The sequence below is a fragment of the Chryseobacterium sp. NRRL B-14798 genome (assembly GCF_050470705.1).
In the GTDB taxonomy this organism is placed as follows: Bacteria; Bacteroidota; Bacteroidia; order Flavobacteriales; family Weeksellaceae; genus Chryseobacterium; species Chryseobacterium cupriresistens.
This window is the reverse complement of the sequence record NZ_JBFLUL010000005.1, coordinates 3,159,457-3,175,225: the sequence shown is the minus strand read 5'-3', so window position 1 is coordinate 3,175,225 and position 15,769 is coordinate 3,159,457. Positions and strand designations below refer to the sequence as shown.

Genomic DNA, 15,769 nt, shown 5'->3' with positions numbered 1-15,769 from the left:
TTTTATCATGGAAAATATAGAAATTACGAACGCTCGTCAGAATAATCTCAAAAATATTTCCATAAAAATTCCAAAGTACAAGATCGTGGTTTTTACGGGAGTATCGGGATCCGGAAAATCATCTTTGGTCTTTGAAACGATTGGAGCTGAAGCACAAAGACAGATTAATGAGACCCAGAACAGCTTTATCAGAAACCGCCTGCAGCATTATGGCCTTCCGGATGTAGATAAAATTGAAAACCTTAATGTTCCAATCATTATCAATCAAAAACGGTTGGGCGGAAATGCCAGATCTACGGTAGGAACGGCAGCGGACGTGTCTGCTTCTTTAAGACTTTTGTTTTCCAGAATGGGAGAGCCGTTTGTAGGATATTCCAATGTATTTTCATTCAATCACCCGCAGGGAATGTGTCCTGAATGTGAGGGATTAGGATTTGTACAAACTTTGAATGTGAATACCTTGATTGATCGTGAAAAATCCTTACATGAAGGAGCCATTCGCTTCCCTACATTTCAGCCTGGAGGATGGCGTTTAACAAGATATACTTTGTCCGGTTATTTCGATAATGATAAAAAGTTGAAGGATTTCACCGATAAAGAATGGGAAACCCTGTTGTATGCACAGGAACACAAACCGAAACATCCTGATAAAGAATGGGGAAAAACGGTAAAATATGAAGGAATTGTTCCAAGGATTGAAAAAGCATTTCTGAAAAAAGATTCAAAAGAAAACATCACAAGAAAAGACGCTCTGAAGAATATTGTGATTACCAAAACCTGCCCGTCTTGCCAGGGAAAACGTCTGAATGAAAAAATCCTGTCCTGTAAAATTCAGGGAATGAATATCGCAGACTGTATGACTCTTTCTGTAGATGAATTACTGGAATTTATTACCTCACTGGATTCAAAAGCATATGAAGTCGTCATCAAAGAGCTTTCCGCAAAGCTGCAGAATATCATTACGATAGGATTGCAGTATCTGACTCTTGACAGAAGTACCAACACGCTTTCCGGAGGAGAATCTCAGCGTATAAAAATGGTGAGGAGTTTGGGAAACAGCCTGGTAGATCTGTTGTATATTTTTGATGAACCCAGTATTGGACTTCATCCGAAGGATCTGCAGAATATCATCACTATTATTCAGCAGATCAGAGACAAAGGAAACTCTGTTTTAATTGTTGAGCATGATCCGGATCTGATCAAAATGGCGGACAGGGTAATTGATATTGGCCCCGGTTCAGGAAGAAACGGAGGAGAAGTGATCTATGACGGGGCGTTTAAAGATTTAAAAAAATCGGTAGGTAAAACAGGTTCTTATTTCGCAACCAAACCTTCCATCAAACAAGAATTCAGAAAACCTGATGGCTATCTGGAAATTAAAAATGCCAACAGATATAATCTTAAAAATGTGACGGTAAATATTCCCACCGGAATAATGACCGTCGTTACCGGAGTAGCAGGATCCGGCAAAAGTACCCTGATAAATCGTATTCTCCCGGAACTCTATTCGGATGTAACTATTATTGATCAATCTTTGTTCGCTGCAAGTGCCCGCTCCAATTTGCTTACTTATCTCGGAATATCAGATATTGTACGTAAGCTTTTTGCACAATCTAACCATGTTTCAGATAAACTCTTCAGCAGAAACAGTGACGGAGCCTGCAAAAACTGTAAAGGTTTGGGAATAGAAAAGATTGACCTGGCTTTTATGGATGATATTGAGCAGCCGTGCGAGGTTTGCGGAGGTTCAGGATTTGATCCTGATGTACTGCAATATACCTACAGCGGAAAAACAATTGCAGAAGTCATGAGCATGACGGTTTCTGAGGCCTCTGATTTTTTTAAGGAAGAATTGGTGCTCAGAAATTTTGACCTCCTGATACAATTAGGACTTGATTATCTGACATTAGGGCAAAGACTGGACAGCTTTTCCGGAGGCGAGAGACAGCGCCTGAAGCTGACAAGAGAACTGAAAAATACCAATCAGATCATTATTCTTGATGAACCGAGCACAGGACTGCATCCAAGTGATACTCAAAAGCTTCTTAGGTTTTTTAATGGTCTTGCAGATCAGAATAATACGCTGATTGTTATCGAACACAATCTTGATATTATTTCCCAGGCAGACTGGATTATTGATATGGGACCGGGCGCAGGGAAATTTGGAGGTGAAGTATTGTTTGAAGGAACTCCGGTGGATCTTTTGAAAAATAAAAAATCATTCACTGCAGAGTTTTTGAGAAAACATATCCAATAAAAACAAAAGAAAAGCATTAAGTTGAACTAAACCATGAGATTGCTTCACCTATGGTTCGCAATGACAGGACAGTTCAACTTAATGCTCCTAAAACCTTATCAGCCTTAATGTTTCAAGATTCTTTTATTTTCCAGCCTTTACCGCTGATTTAATGGCTTTTTCAATCACTCTCCAGTCATAATAATGAAATACTCTGCCATTGCTCATCGCAACAAAAACGCCTTTCGGGAATTTTGGACCCAAGTTAACATGGGTCACTTCAGAACCATCACTTTCTAATGTAGAAACCGGAATTTCTGCAATTCTCCCCTTTGATTGGTCTTCTCTTAAGTAGACATTGAAGGTATCATTCTGCTGATTCGAAACCAGAATATAACCTTTCCCTTTATCAGTAGGATAGATGGAAATTCCTTCCACATCAGATTTAAAATCACCTTTTCCGAAAACAGCTAATTCCTCATTACCTTTTTCCGGATCAGCATAGTATTTATGAACTCCAAACTGCTCATCAGAATAGTAGATATAGCCCATTTCGTCATCTACAGCAATGCTTTCAATCTCTTTCAGGCCACTGTATTTTCCGAATTTACGGACAACTTCTCCGGTGATAGAGCCATTTTTCTCCGTAAGCTTATATTGCCATAGGTAGCCGTCAGCAGGACCAGATTTTCTTCCTACAATGACAAATATTTCTTCTGTCTGCGGATTTTTATACATGGAAACTCCCATCGGACCACGTTCCGTTTCTCCTTCAAATACAGAGACTTCTCCCACTTCTTTCAGTTCAGGAAGCGAATATAATTTTACTTTGTTCGTTTCCCTTTCCGTTACGGCAGCGATGTCTGTTTTCTTTCCATTTAAAATAAAACCATATTCAAGATCAACATTGTTGGGGCGCTTCAATCCTAATACTTTATGGATGATTTTTCCGTTAAGATCAAAGGCGTACAAACCTCCATCCGTATCTTTATCTGTTCCGATGATAATACTTTTTGAAGGATCCTGAGAATTGATCCATATGGCAGGATCATCTGTATCATGAACCACTGTTTCTGTAATAACGGTAGGTTTTAATTTTTCTATAACTTCTTTCTGTCCTGTACAGCTGACCACAAAAGGAAGAACTGAAAGAGCCAGTATATAATGTAGGTTTTTCATGTTTATTTTAAAAATCAAATTTCACTCCCATTGTAAACCTTGGTCTGTAATATTCAGCCTGTGCGGTTCTGCTTGGGATTCCCTGGTAGTATCTTAACGGCTGGTTCGTCAGATTATTGGCTTCTGCAAAAACTCTGAGCTGGGTCGTAATCTTGTAGGAAGCATTAGCATCAAGGAAAAACTGTTTGTCGTAATAACGGTCATCAAATGCCTTGCCACCAAGCTCATCAATATAATGAGAAGCATAGTTCATGGAAACTCTTGCTGAAAAACGTTTGTTTTCCCATGAAAGAGATCCGTTGAACATATGAGGAGCAGCTCCCGGAAACCCTACATCTGTTCTTTCAATGCCTTCTTCATTGGTAATTCCTTTTGCTTTGGATTTAGTATAAGTATAGTTGACATACACTCCAAGTCCTTTCCAGAAAGCTCCGGGAATGAAATCAAGCTGTCTTTGCAAAGCAACTTCAAACCCATAAATATCTACATTGTCACCATTACGCTGCTGGGTAAATTTCCAGTTGCTTTCTCCGGCCGGAATTGGGTTGGTTTGTCCCGTAAAATCATTGGCAAAGTCGTTCGCGGTATAATTTCTTTTGGAATACGTATAAATGAAATCGTTAAGATTTTTATAGAAAACACCTCCGGAAAGAATCCCTACAGACTTGAAATATTTCTCTGCCATGAAATCAAAATTGTAGGCATAGGTTGCCTTCAGATTCGGATTTCCTGCTGCAACAATTTCATCTTCTGAAATAACATTCAGATAAGGAACTAAAGAATAATAGTTAGGGCGGGCAAGAGCGGTAGTAAATGCTGCACGTAGTACAAGATCTTGCACTGGAACATATTTGAAGGAAATATTCGGAAGGACATTGGTATATGTATTGGTATTATTGATTTGCCCTACCAAATCCTTCTCATTCATGACATAATTTCCGGTGTAATTAATCTGGGTTGTTTCAATACGGGCTCCAACGATCATCGATAGTTTATCATTAAAATCCTGATCCCAGCGGATATAACCTGCATAAATCTGCTCTTTTGCATTGTAATTGCTGGAAAGATACTTTTCAGGTTTCAGCTTACCGTTAAATAAAGTTGGATTGAATAAATCCAATCCGCCAAGGAAAGAAGGATCAACAAATGTTCCCGGAACATAATTTCCCGGCTGGAAGTTTTCACCATTAAGGTGTATGGTTGGCACCGATAAAAGACTTCCCATATTGTTAACAGGTGTAAAAGCGTAGAAATCATTCTCTCTTTCCTTTTTCTTCAAACGCATCCGGAAACCGGTACGAAGTCTTCCTTTCTGACCATCAATCACGGAAAACGGAAAACGTACATTTACTTTTGCGCCTAATTCTTTTTCCTGAGTAAAGTTATTGGCATCCGAAAGATCACTCAGCTTATAGCTTCCTAGATTGTCTGCTGCGAGAAGATTGAACATTGGTTTTTCAGGATTGCTAAGGTCAGGAGCGAAGTTCATTTTGCTGTTTTCAAACTCTATATAACGCTGATGAGGCTTATCTTCACTTGCGATGGCGTAATTGACAGCCCAGTCGAGGTCAACTTTAGATCCTAATAAATGTTCTCCTCGTAAAGCATAGTTCTGAACTTTTTGTTTTTCCAGACGGGTATTGTCATTATCGGCATCACCTCCTTTATTTTGTCTTGTGATACTTCCTTTCCAGTCTGTAATCTCAGTTTCATCAGCATTATAAACAGGTTTTATTTTATATCCTAAAGCAAATCTGGTTTCCTTATCATTCCTGAAGTTGTACATCGCAGAAGCATAGATCTTATTTTTGGAATTGAACTCATAATCCATGTTGAGATCAAAACTATGTCTGATACGGTGTTCATTATAATAGCGAACTCCCATTTTGCTTACATAAACCGTTTGGGCAAGATCATTGGCCTGGCTCCATACGGGTTCTATATTGTCCGAACCAAAATTGTTGTTGTTATAGGAAAAACTGAATACCGCGCCTAATTTTTTATCCAGAAAACGGTTTCCGTACACAAATCCGGCAGTGTAATTTCCTTTTTCACGGATGGGATTGTATCCTCCGGCAACGGTTGCGGAAATCCTCTGTCCGTTCGGGGAAGCCCTGGTAATCAGGTTTACGGAACCTCCGATGGCATCGGCGTCCATATCCGGAGTGAGGGTTTTATTAACTTCTATAGTAGAAATCATATCGGAAGGGATCAGGTCCATCTGTACATTACGGTTATCTCCTTCAGCAGACGGAATCCGGTCGCCATTCAGCGTAACGGAGTTCAGATTGGGAGCAAGCCCTCTGATGATAAGGTTTCTGGCTTCACCTTGGTCATTTTGTATCGTAATTCCCGGAACACGTTTCAAAGCATCTCCGATATTGGCATCCGGAAAACGTCCGATCTGATCAGAAGAAATCACATTGGTAATATTGGCGTTATTTCTTTGTTTATTCAAGGCTCTTGCCTGATTTTTCAGAGTCGCTCCCGAAACTACAATGGCTGCAATGGATGTCTCTTTCTTGTCGAAAATAATATTCTGACGGGTATTTTTTTCAGGTTCTACCGTTACAGTATACTCATGCACACCATAACCGAGGTAGTCAATTTTCATGGTATAGCTTCCAGGAGGAACATTCAGAAATACAAAGTTTCCGTGCTCATCCGAAGTGGTATATATATTTCCCGGGCTTAAAGAGATCTTGGCTCCAGGCAGGGCTATCTTTGAATCATCATTGATATTTCCGGACAAAGAACCGGTTTGTGCATAGAAAAAAATAGAGGCACAAAATAAAACAGACGTAAAAATTTTCTTCACTTTTAATATTTTAGATAAAAATAACAGCAAAATTAAACGTCTGTTTGGCAAAGGAGTTGAAGAGAAAATTAAGGTTTTCTTAAGAATTGTTAATATACAGATCCTGAAATCCGAAATTTTATCTATTAAATTAAAAAAATGCTATCTGAACTGGGTTTGAAATTCTCTAAAAGTTTTGCCAAACTCTTCTGTTAGTTCATAATTGCTTAATTCGTATTCTTCAAGTACACCCGTTTGAGTGGAAAATCGAATGTTTCCATAGCGTACGACAGGAATTTGATAATTACTTTTAAATCTTTTATCACGGCTGCCATTTTTATTAACTTTTGCCCAGGTTTGGCCTATGATTTTAGAGTCTCTGGGAACAGTTGATGTTTCAGTAAATCTCGTATAGGTTTGATGAAAATTAAGCTCGTCAATCCCTATAATTGCAAAATTGTTTTCATTGTTATACATAACAATAAATGTTGGATAGATATAAAAGTCTGATCCATTTGCATTTTTCAGATATAATGCCTGGTAATCTGACTTGATATAAGGAATTGATTTCAATGCAAAATGTACTTCGCGTCTCTTTACTATTGTACTTGCTGAGGAGCGCATTGCCACCCTGTCTTGGTAATGAGAACTTGTAATATCCCATATCTTGTGAGAGGTTGTAAGTTTCTTGAAAGCTTCATGCACCAGTTCAAATTTTTTTTTAATTTCATTATCAAAATCAATTTCAAGGTTAACATAACATTTTTCAATCATCATTTTTATCTGTTCAATAGCTTGCTTTTGAGCTTTTATATCTCTATCAGAATTTTGCGGAATATTCTTATTAATAAAACCATAAAGAAATACAAAGCTCAAAATTTTTTTTGTCTTTGTTAAAAAGAGCGTTCTTGAAGTTTTTTTAAGATCAGTAATTAATTCCTTTTTTTGTTGATGAGCTAAAATGATAGATTCTTTAATTCCCTGCATATTCTGACTTGTGATTTCATGAATATCAGCACTGAAAATATTTTCGTCATAATAAAAATTGTTGATAGGATTTTCCGGATACTGTGAAATTGGTTGATATTGGGATTTTGAACTGCTTTTGGATGCTGACTTAGGAGTAGATAATTTTTGTCGACTAGAAAAGCCAAGGATAGAAGTACTTAATGTTGTACCGGATTTGTTGAAATTAATACTGGCACCTTTTACACCTATTGTAGTAGATATACCTCTTTTACTAAAATTAAGATGTACTCCGGGAATTACCTTGATCCTTTTTCTATAGCTCCAAGCCATGATTATTGTTTTATTGGTTACATGTCAAAATTAAATAGTAAAACGATAGTCTTTTTACGGTTTTCCATAATGGCATATAATCAATTAAAAACTCTACCTTTCAGATCCTAAATTCTTTTCAACAGTATTCCCCTCTAGAAGCAAAGTCAATTCATTACATCGTATAATCTGATGATTCTGGAGGGTAAATTCTGCCAATACTTTATGTACCACCTTACTTCCATCTTTTAGGGTGGATTTTGCTATGTGGTGGGTAAATATGATATTCCCATTTTCAGCGTGGCTGATGATATCAAGCTTTTGTTCAGCCACTTTTTCTTTCAGTTTTCTGATGTGAAGAACAAATTCATCATAAGCAAGCTGAGAATGATCAACAATCTGAATGTATTCTTTTGAAAAATATTTTTCGATTAATAATTCGTCAAATACCGGATTTTCTAGTACATCGTTGAATAACTGCCGGATAAAATGCTTCATAACTCTATTATTTTGAAGCAAAATTACCTTACAGACTCATGACTGAACGATAACAATTGTAAAGAAATTACTTACGGTTGCGTATTCTGCTTAGTGAAACACTTGTGATTCCGAGATAAGAGGCAATATAATGCTGTGGAAAGCGCAGAAGAAGCTCCGGTCTGTTTTTGAGAAGCTGCTGATACCTTTCCTGAGGTGAATCTCTGATAAAAGAAATCAGCCGTTTATTAATTTCACTGAAACGTTTGTAAAAAAGTGGCTGGAAAGTGTGCTGGAATTCCTCATTTTCCATGAGTCTATGAAAAGTTTCAGCGTGTAATTCATAAACAGTGGTTGATTCCAGAGTTTCAATGACAAGATCGCTGGGAATGCCATTCAGGAAACTGTCAAAAGATGAAACAGCCTGGTTTTCTGTTATAAATTCCAGGGTAAGTTCTTTTCCATCCTGATAGAAGAATACTCTCAATGCTCCGTTTTTTACCAGGAACATCTTATCAGAAATTTTTCCCTCTTCAAGCAGGATCGTTTTAGCAGGATAAGTAACTTCAGTGGATAAATGAAGGTCAGCTTTCAAAAAAGAATGAAGATCCGGAATATACATGGCTGAAGGATTAATGGGAGTCGTTCAGGAGATCCTCAACGATCATTTTAGATTTTTCAATCAGTTCATTCGATCTGTAAAGCTGGCTGGTCAGTATTGAACTTTCAAAAAGAAGATAGATATGGGCTGAAATCATATCGTTTTGGATATCTTCATTGAAGGATTCTCTCAACTTTATTTTATGATCACGGATTACTTTATGAATTTCTTCCTTATCTGCAGGAATTTCTGACAAAATATTCAGAAAACTGCATCCTCTGAAATCTTCTCTTTCATTCATGTCGATCAGGAAATCGAAGGATTTCCGGAACTTTTCTTGTAGTGTTTCTGCTTCTGCTGTGAATTTTTCAAGTTCGGACACCCAGTAATCATATCTTTTATTGAGAAATTCTATACAAAGATCATCTTTAGATTTAAAATGCTGGTAAAAGCTTGCCTTGGATACGTTAGACTCCTCAATGATTTGATTGATGCCCGTATTGTTATAACCTTGTCTATGGAAGAGAACCATAGCAGTGCTTACTATTCTTTCGCGAGGTTTGGGCATGATGTAAAATTTTTACAAATGTAAATAAAATATGAACAGACTGGTAGGTGTTGGTTTTTAAATAAATCCTTTTGTATAATATAGCTGAATAACAAAGAAAAGTAAGGTAAAAAACCATACGATATAAGGATGATAAGTGAAGTTATTTTTCAGAATATAATGCAACGCTTTGAAAAGCTTGAAAATTCCGATAATTCCAATGATAATAAAAACCAGAAAGACCAGAAAGAACAGGTATTCTCTTGTACCATAGTTGCTTATCTTTCCCAGGCTTTCTATATAAGCATCTACATTCAAAGTTTCTCCAAGAAACATAGCCGAGCTGATTAATATAAAAAAAGGAGTAGAGGTGTATACGGTTGTATAAATAAAAGAAAATAATAAGGTCCGGAAGGTGACGGTATTCACTTTTTCTTTTTTGTACCATAATATCGCAACGGTGAATACTACCGCAGTAATATTATTCATCAAAAATATAAAGAGCGCTTTTTCTACCATACTGAGCCCTTTGATCTTTGAAATAATATTATGCTCACCACCATAATCCATTAAAATTACAGAGACAATCACGGAGGTATATACAGATAGTTTGATAGGAGAAAGGTAGTCGTGAAAACGTTCAGTTTCCTCTTTTTCCATCTCGTGAGCAGAAAGGTCATAACATCGGCGGGGATCCTGAAACAATTTGAAGATGGTTACAGGAACCAGTAAAATTTCAATAATAATCTGAAGGCACAGCTTCTCAAAGCTATCGATTAATTTTTCAAACATGTATGTGTATTTTTGTATTTAGGGAACGTTTGCAATTTAATTATTTTTTGCAATACATCTCAAAAGTGAATAAAAAAAGTGGATGATTCGCTCGGAATCATCCACTTTTTTATCTAAAAGGTTTTTATTTTGGTAGTCCTTTTTTCAAAGCGATATGGGCTTTTTCTACTGCTTTTCTTTCTTTCCAGTCCATATACCTTTTCTTGTATCTGGCTTTCATAAAGTTATCAAAATTACGCTGAACAGCAAGATTCCAGAGAGAATGTGCTTTTACCGCCCAGCTTTTATCCCAGGCACGCAGGGAAATAGAGAAAGATCCGTCCAGATATTTCATCCAGTGCCACCAGCCTGTAGGCATAAATAAGGTATCTCCGTGTTCCAGAAAACATTCAATGCCTTCAATACCATCTAATGCCGGAAATTTTTCAAAATCAGGATTGCCAATATCATAATCTTCCAGTGCATAGGTAGCATAAGGAAGCTTATACAGACGTGTTTTCCATTTGTATTCAAACAGAAGTACATGCTTTCTTCCGTTGAAATGGGTGTGGAAAATATGCGGCATGTCGATATCGTAGTGAAGGAAAGTCACAGACCCTTTGCCTCCGAAAAACATACTGGGATATTTATCTAAAAATCCACCCATAAGATTCTTTGGCGGAACATAATCGTCTAACAGTTTCGGAGCAAATTTTATAGGATCAAAGAAAAAAATTCTCAGATCAGTAGGCTCTCTCTGGATAAGATCAACATAATCACGAAAAGGCATTTTTGTAGTCGGAGTATTGATAGGAGCGGCAGGATCTGCTTTGGAACTATCATAAAGAGGAACTTCAACATCGCCTACTACTTCTTTCATGTAATCCATCGTCCATTTCTGATAAGCGGGCCACTTTCTTGCCATATTTCTGATTACCACCGGCTTACATGGCTTTAGATATTTTTCACGGAAATCTTCCTGTGAAATGTCATCTACAATATCAATTGGTTTAAGGATTATTCCCATTCGTTCAAATTATTAAGCTAAAGTATTAAATATTTGTGATAAAAAGATGGAAAGAATTAAAATTATTTGGAATTAATATAAATAAAGAGTAAAATGCAGATTTACACCTTACTTTTTTGGAGTTATTATGATGAGGATGTTTCTGTTATTCTTTTAATTCTATTGTGTGCAAACGATAAACGATATTTGTAGAATACAATAATTGTATGTATCATTGTTTTATTAAAAACAGCCATGAAGCGTATTTCGACTATTCTTCTTTTGCTTGTATTTGCAAGTGCTTTTTCACAGAAATCAACAAGGATTTTTACTTCAGATATTGATAATTTTTGGATGGCTTATGACAGCATTCAAAAAACAAATGATTATTCCGGAAAGCTTGATCTTATCAAACGACTCTATACTGATAAAGCAACAAAAGGCTTAAAAGCTTTTATGGATGCCAGAGATTATAACGATAGTGTATATGTAAAAGTCATAGAAAAATACCCTAAATTCTGGAATTCAGTAAGGCCGAATACCTTAATAATAAAAACCAAGACCAAAGAGTTGGAAGCTGGTGTTGTCAGGCTGAAGCAATTGTATCCTGAACTTAAAGATGCCGAAATGTATTTTACAATTGGGGCACTTAACTCTGGCGGAACTGTGAGCGGAAATATGGTATTGGTAGGTGCAGAACTTGCCAGCGGAACAGAAGCAACAGAGGTCTCAGAATTTAAAGATGAATGGCTGAAGGGTGTTTTTGCCAATCAGTCTCCGGATAATATCGTTTCCCTGAATATTCATGAATATATCCATACCCAGCAGAGCGGAAATCAAAACAGGGTTTTAAACCAGGCTATAAAGGAAGGATCATGTGATCTGATTGCCGAACTTGTGATGAATGAACCTTTGAAAAGGAAATATATTTCATACGGAATGGCTCACGAAGCTGAAATTAAAGCTCAGTTTAAAAAAGAAATGTTTAGCGGTAATCTTCCCAACTGGTTTTATAATGGAAGACAAAAAGGAGAGGGTGCGGATTTAGGATATTATGTAGGCTATGTGATCAGTAAAATGTACTACCAGAATGCAAAAGATAAAAAGCAGGCCATCAAAGATATTATTGAGCTGAATTATGATGATAATAAAGCTGTTGAAGATTTCCTGGGCAAATCAAAGTTTTTCAAGGAAAAAACCGCTGATCTTTTGAAAGAATATCGTAAGAAACAGCCATATGTTGTAAAAATAGATCCTGAAAATGGCTCTGCGAGCGTAAGTACTGATATAAAAGAACTTAAAATTACTTTTTCACAGGAAATGGTACCCGGATACTATTCTTTCAATCTTTCAGATAAAGGAAAAGAATATATGCCGATGACCAAAGTGAAAGGAATGGAAAATAATGATAAAACGTTGGTCTTGGGAGTAGATGTAAAGCCCGGCAAAGAATATGAATTTATACTTACCAATAAAAGTTTCAGGTCTAAAGAAGGATACCCTCTGAAAGATGAAAACCTGGTTATAAAATTTAAAACGAGGGAAAAATAGTTTGATTACAAATGAGCGATAACCAGCTTTTATATACAGTTTCAATAGTTTGCTTTTTGATTGTTATTGGATCTTTCAGTATTACAGAAAGTTTGGGGTAAATATATTCCTGTTCTGTTTATGGGGCTCGGTTTTATATTATCATTTGTTGTTTGGCAGAGTTCGAAAAAAGCTGCAATAGTAAAAGCTTAGTTTGCTTTGCGTAATTCCATTCATTAGAAAATCATTATATTCGGCTTCGTAAAAATAATGATATGCAAGTATATGAAGGGATTTCTGTGGGGTTGTACCTGTTATTAATGATAGGTATAGGCATATATTCTTATAGAAAATCAACAAGTAATTCAGAAGAATTTTTAATTGGCGGCCGGAAAATGGGAGCTGCCGTAACAGCATTGTCTGCAGGAGCAGCCGATATGAGCGGATGGCTTTTGATGGGGGTTCCGGGAGCAATGTATCTGTCCGGAATTTCAAGTTCGTGGATTGCCATAGGATTAACCATTGGTGCTTATCTCAATTATATTATTGTAGCCCCAAGACTCAGAATTTATACCGAGGTGGCACAGAATGCCATTACGTTACCTGTATTTTTTGAAAACAGGTTTAAAAATAAAAATCAGCTCCTGAAAATTACATCGTCTATTTTCATTCTGGTATTTTTTACCCTGTACACTTCTGCGGGAATGGTATCCGGAGGAAAATTATTCGAATCAGCTTTTGGAATGGATTATACGGCAGGCTTACTCCTGACAAGTCTGGTAGTAGTGCTGTATACATTTTTAGGTGGTTTTCTGGCCGTAAGTCTTACTGATTTTGTGCAGGGCACCATCATGGTGCTTGCATTGGTGATCGTTCCGATTGTAGCCATTACCCAGATCGGAAGCGTGGGAGAGACGTTTTCTCTGATTGAAGCAAAAAATCCAAAATATCTGGATCTGTTCAGAGGAACAACGACTGTAAGTATTGTTTCTTTATTGGCATGGGGATTGGGATACTGCGGCCAGCCGCATATTCTGGTACGTTTTATGGCCATTGATAAACCGAAAGATCTGATCAAAGCAAGACGCATCGGGATTACATGGATGATATTTACTGTTGCAGGAGCTCTGGCCATAGGATTGGTAGGAATCGCTTATTTGCAAAAGTTCGATATGAATACCATGATGAAGTTTGACGGATCAAAGACGGAAGCAGAAACTATTTTCATCTATTTCTCCCGTATATTATTCCACCCGTTTATTGCAGGATTTTTACTTACAGCCATTCTTGCTGCGGTAATGAGTACGATTTCTTCCCAGTTATTGGTGACTTCAAGCTCGTTAACAGAAGATATTTACAAAGCTTTTCTGAATAAAAAAGCAACTTCAAGGCAATTATTAATAGCAAGCAGGCTTTCTGTTTTACTGGTAGCTGTCATTGCGGTACTTTTATCTCTTAATCCTAAGGATAGTATTCTTAATCTGGTGGGAAATGCATGGGCAGGCTTTGGCTCTGCATTCGGGCCCCTGATCCTGCTGTCGCTTTTATGGAAAAAGGCAACATGGCAGGGAGGCTTTGCCGGGATGATGGTAGGGGGAATTACAGTGTTAGCCTGGGTTTATCTGCAACATCCGCTGAAAGACTGGTACGAAATCATTCCTGGGTTTGTACTTTCTTTACTAACTAATGTGATCGTTTCTTTATTGACTTATAACCCTGATCCTGTGATTGAAAGTGAATTTCATGAAGTTCAAAAGATTATGCAGGAGTAATATAGAAGCTTTTCAATGATACAATAATAATAGACCCTTGCTGAACAGCGAGGGTTATTGTTTTAATATTTTTCAGACGATTTATGGGGGGAAAATTATTCATTATAAAATTTAATACTATTTAACAGTTTGTGCTAAATGTGCTTTGCTATTTTTTCACTATTTTGTCCTTTCAAACCAATAACTTATTTATTATGAAAAATTTAAAGAAAATCGCGAGAGGAAGTTTAAAAACAATTACGGGTGGCCGTCCTGCCGCAGCCAGTGAATGTATAGCATGTGGCTGTCCAACAACCATCTGTTATTATCTTAATGGAAACGGTGGCGGTGGCGGCTGTGGAAATATTTTATGTGCATAATTATTTCTATAAACAAAGCCTTCCATTTCATGGAAAGCTTTGCTTTTTATTACAACTTAATGTCTGTTCCTTTTAACAAGCAGTACAATCATGGCAAGAACAAGACCGGCAATACTTGACCACATTATATTTTCTAGACCATAACGGTCAATCCAAAAACCTCCCAAAAGAGTACCTGCAGTAACCGCAAAATTCCCGCAGGAAGTAAAAATACTGTTGATGAACTCAGAGGTCTCTGATGAGGAAGACGTTACATTGATATTGCTGATCAGAAAACCTCCGGAATGAATAAGCCCCCAAAAAGTTACAATAAAAATCATCGGTGTAAAATAACTTCCGTAATGCCCAACCAGAAGGTGAATTCCGGATAATAAAATCAGGAACACAAAAGTAGTCTGAAACGGAAACCTGCTCATATATTTTCCTGCAATTCTGTTTCCTGCAATTCCTGCGGTTCCAAACAGAAAAAATAGTATACTGATCTGTTTCCCGTTCATTTGGGTGACATTCTTTAAAAAATCTGCCATATAACCATAAGTTGAATACATGGCTGCAATGATGAAGAATGCCAGAAAAAGCCCGTTCCATAGATGTTTATTCCGGAATATTTTAATGGGAAATTTACCTGAAGATGTTTCCGGATTCTGAATGGATGGCAGATAAAACCATACTCCCGCCAGAGCAACTCCATTAATGGAAGCGGTAAGTAAAAAAGAGGATTGCCAGGAAAGCAGGTCAGACATAAATGTTGCCAATGGCACTCCTAAAACCGTTGCTAGTGTAAGTCCGGAAAAAATAATACTAACAGCCCTGGATTTCTCTGCAGGATCTGAGGTTTGCCCGGCGACAGATAAAGCAATGGACCAGTATAACGGATGAAAAAATGCAGGAATCATTCTAACGATGAGAAGGAGATAAAAATTGGTAATAAATGCAGACAGGATATTGGCAGCAACAAAAACCGATAAAGAAAAAATCAATAAGTTTTTCCTTTTGAAAGAAGACAATATAAGAAGCATGAACGGCCCGAAAACAGCAACGATCAATGCAAATGCACTCAGCAGCCATCCCGCTTTTTCAATGGAAACCCGGAATGCGGAAGCAAGTTCGGGTAATACTCCAATCACTCCGAACTCTGTAGTGGTAATTCCGAAAACACCTAGTGCCAGTACATAAAGATTTCTGTTCATATTCATTATTTTTTTGCAAATTTGCA

At 37.1% G+C, this 15,769-nt stretch carries 13 protein-coding genes; 4 read left to right on the top strand and 9 right to left on the bottom strand.

Annotated features, from left to right (window positions below; translation table 11 throughout):
• Positions 1-7 precede the first annotated feature (7 nt).
• Entirely contained in the window at positions 8-2,257 is a 2,250-nt protein-coding gene (locus AB1278_RS14680; RefSeq protein ID WP_343640409.1) for an excinuclease ABC subunit UvrA, read from the top strand.
• A gap of 123 nt (positions 2,258-2,380) precedes the next feature.
• Here AB1278_RS14680 and AB1278_RS14675 read toward each other — a convergent pair whose 3' ends face one another.
• From AB1278_RS14675 to AB1278_RS14640, 8 genes are all read right to left on the bottom strand, one after another.
• A complete protein-coding gene (locus AB1278_RS14675; RefSeq protein ID WP_429815306.1) occupies positions 2,381-3,415 on the bottom strand; it encodes a phytase in 1,035 nt (344 codons plus the stop codon).
• Between the two features lie 7 nt (positions 3,416-3,422).
• Positions 3,423-6,233: a TonB-dependent receptor gene (locus AB1278_RS14670; RefSeq protein WP_429815303.1), complete on the bottom strand. Its 2,811-nt coding sequence runs from the start codon at positions 6,231-6,233 to the stop codon at positions 3,423-3,425.
• 141 nt (positions 6,234-6,374) lie between these two features.
• On the bottom strand, positions 6,375-7,511 hold the full coding sequence (locus AB1278_RS14665) for a DUF4236 domain-containing protein (protein WP_343640403.1): 1,137 nt from the start codon (positions 7,509-7,511) through the stop codon (positions 6,375-6,377).
• A gap of 93 nt (positions 7,512-7,604) precedes the next feature.
• Positions 7,605-7,988 carry a hypothetical protein gene (locus tag AB1278_RS14660; RefSeq protein WP_429815300.1) on the bottom strand — a complete coding sequence of 128 codons (384 nt, stop codon included), beginning with the start codon at positions 7,986-7,988 and terminating at the stop codon, positions 7,605-7,607.
• 67 nt (positions 7,989-8,055) lie between these two features.
• A complete protein-coding gene (locus tag AB1278_RS14655; protein WP_343640400.1) occupies positions 8,056-8,589 on the bottom strand; it encodes a Crp/Fnr family transcriptional regulator in 534 nt (177 codons plus the stop codon).
• Positions 8,590-8,599: 10 nt separating this feature from the next.
• A complete protein-coding gene (locus tag AB1278_RS14650; protein ID WP_343640398.1) occupies positions 8,600-9,136 on the bottom strand; it encodes a TetR/AcrR family transcriptional regulator in 537 nt (178 codons plus the stop codon).
• 57 nt (positions 9,137-9,193) lie between these two features.
• On the bottom strand, positions 9,194-9,907 hold the full coding sequence (locus AB1278_RS14645) for a hypothetical protein (protein WP_343640396.1): 714 nt from the start codon (positions 9,905-9,907) through the stop codon (positions 9,194-9,196).
• 124 nt (positions 9,908-10,031) lie between these two features.
• Positions 10,032-10,913 (bottom strand): cupin-like domain-containing protein, encoded by an 882-nt coding sequence (locus AB1278_RS14640; protein WP_429815296.1) that lies wholly within the window; start codon positions 10,911-10,913, stop codon positions 10,032-10,034.
• Positions 10,914-11,147: 234 nt separating this feature from the next.
• Here AB1278_RS14640 and AB1278_RS14635 point away from each other — a divergent pair, with 234 nt between their 5' ends.
• The 3 genes from AB1278_RS14635 (at position 11,148) to AB1278_RS14625 (ending at position 14,553) form a co-directional block, all read left to right on the top strand.
• Entirely contained in the window at positions 11,148-12,443 is a 1,296-nt protein-coding gene (locus AB1278_RS14635) for an Ig-like domain-containing protein (RefSeq protein ID WP_202842989.1), read from the top strand.
• A gap of 254 nt (positions 12,444-12,697) precedes the next feature.
• Positions 12,698-14,194 carry a sodium/proline symporter PutP gene (gene putP / locus AB1278_RS14630; protein ID WP_202842987.1) on the top strand — a complete coding sequence of 499 codons (1,497 nt, stop codon included), beginning with the start codon at positions 12,698-12,700 and terminating at the stop codon, positions 14,192-14,194.
• A gap of 194 nt (positions 14,195-14,388) precedes the next feature.
• Positions 14,389-14,553 (top strand): bacteriocin-like protein, encoded by a 165-nt coding sequence (locus AB1278_RS14625; protein ID WP_202842984.1) that lies wholly within the window; start codon positions 14,389-14,391, stop codon positions 14,551-14,553.
• Positions 14,554-14,609: 56 nt separating this feature from the next.
• On the opposite strand, the gene AB1278_RS14620 is transcribed toward AB1278_RS14625, so the two are convergent.
• Complete coding sequence (locus tag AB1278_RS14620) at positions 14,610-15,743, bottom strand: MFS transporter (protein WP_238349690.1); 1,134 nt, start codon at positions 15,741-15,743, stop codon at positions 14,610-14,612.
• Positions 15,744-15,769: the final 26 nt, after the last annotated feature.

What these genes read in the sequence shown, in the direction of transcription:
- AB1278_RS14665 (WP_343640403.1), bottom strand. Translation starts at nt 7,511, where the DNA reads ATGGCTTGGAGCTATAGAAAAAGGATCAAGGTAATTCCCGGAGTACAT.
- AB1278_RS14680 (WP_343640409.1), top strand. Translation starts at nt 8, where the DNA reads ATGGAAAATATAGAAATTACGAACGCTCGTCAGAATAATCTCAAAAAT.
- AB1278_RS14675 (WP_429815306.1), bottom strand. Translation starts at nt 3,415, where the DNA reads ATGAAAAACCTACATTATATACTGGCTCTTTCAGTTCTTCCTTTTGTG.
- AB1278_RS14640 (WP_429815296.1), bottom strand. Translation starts at nt 10,913, where the DNA reads ATGGGAATAATCCTTAAACCAATTGATATTGTAGATGACATTTCACAG.
- AB1278_RS14635 (WP_202842989.1), top strand. Translation starts at nt 11,148, where the DNA reads ATGAAGCGTATTTCGACTATTCTTCTTTTGCTTGTATTTGCAAGTGCT.
- AB1278_RS14650 (WP_343640398.1), bottom strand. Translation starts at nt 9,136, where the DNA reads ATGCCCAAACCTCGCGAAAGAATAGTAAGCACTGCTATGGTTCTCTTC.
- AB1278_RS14625 (WP_202842984.1), top strand. Translation starts at nt 14,389, where the DNA reads ATGAAAAATTTAAAGAAAATCGCGAGAGGAAGTTTAAAAACAATTACG.
- AB1278_RS14655 (WP_343640400.1), bottom strand. Translation starts at nt 8,589, where the DNA reads ATGTATATTCCGGATCTTCATTCTTTTTTGAAAGCTGACCTTCATTTA.
- AB1278_RS14645 (WP_343640396.1), bottom strand. Translation starts at nt 9,907, where the DNA reads ATGTTTGAAAAATTAATCGATAGCTTTGAGAAGCTGTGCCTTCAGATT.
- putP (WP_202842987.1), top strand. Translation starts at nt 12,698, where the DNA reads ATGCAAGTATATGAAGGGATTTCTGTGGGGTTGTACCTGTTATTAATG.
- AB1278_RS14660 (WP_429815300.1), bottom strand. Translation starts at nt 7,988, where the DNA reads ATGAAGCATTTTATCCGGCAGTTATTCAACGATGTACTAGAAAATCCG.
- AB1278_RS14620 (WP_238349690.1), bottom strand. Translation starts at nt 15,743, where the DNA reads ATGAACAGAAATCTTTATGTACTGGCACTAGGTGTTTTCGGAATTACC.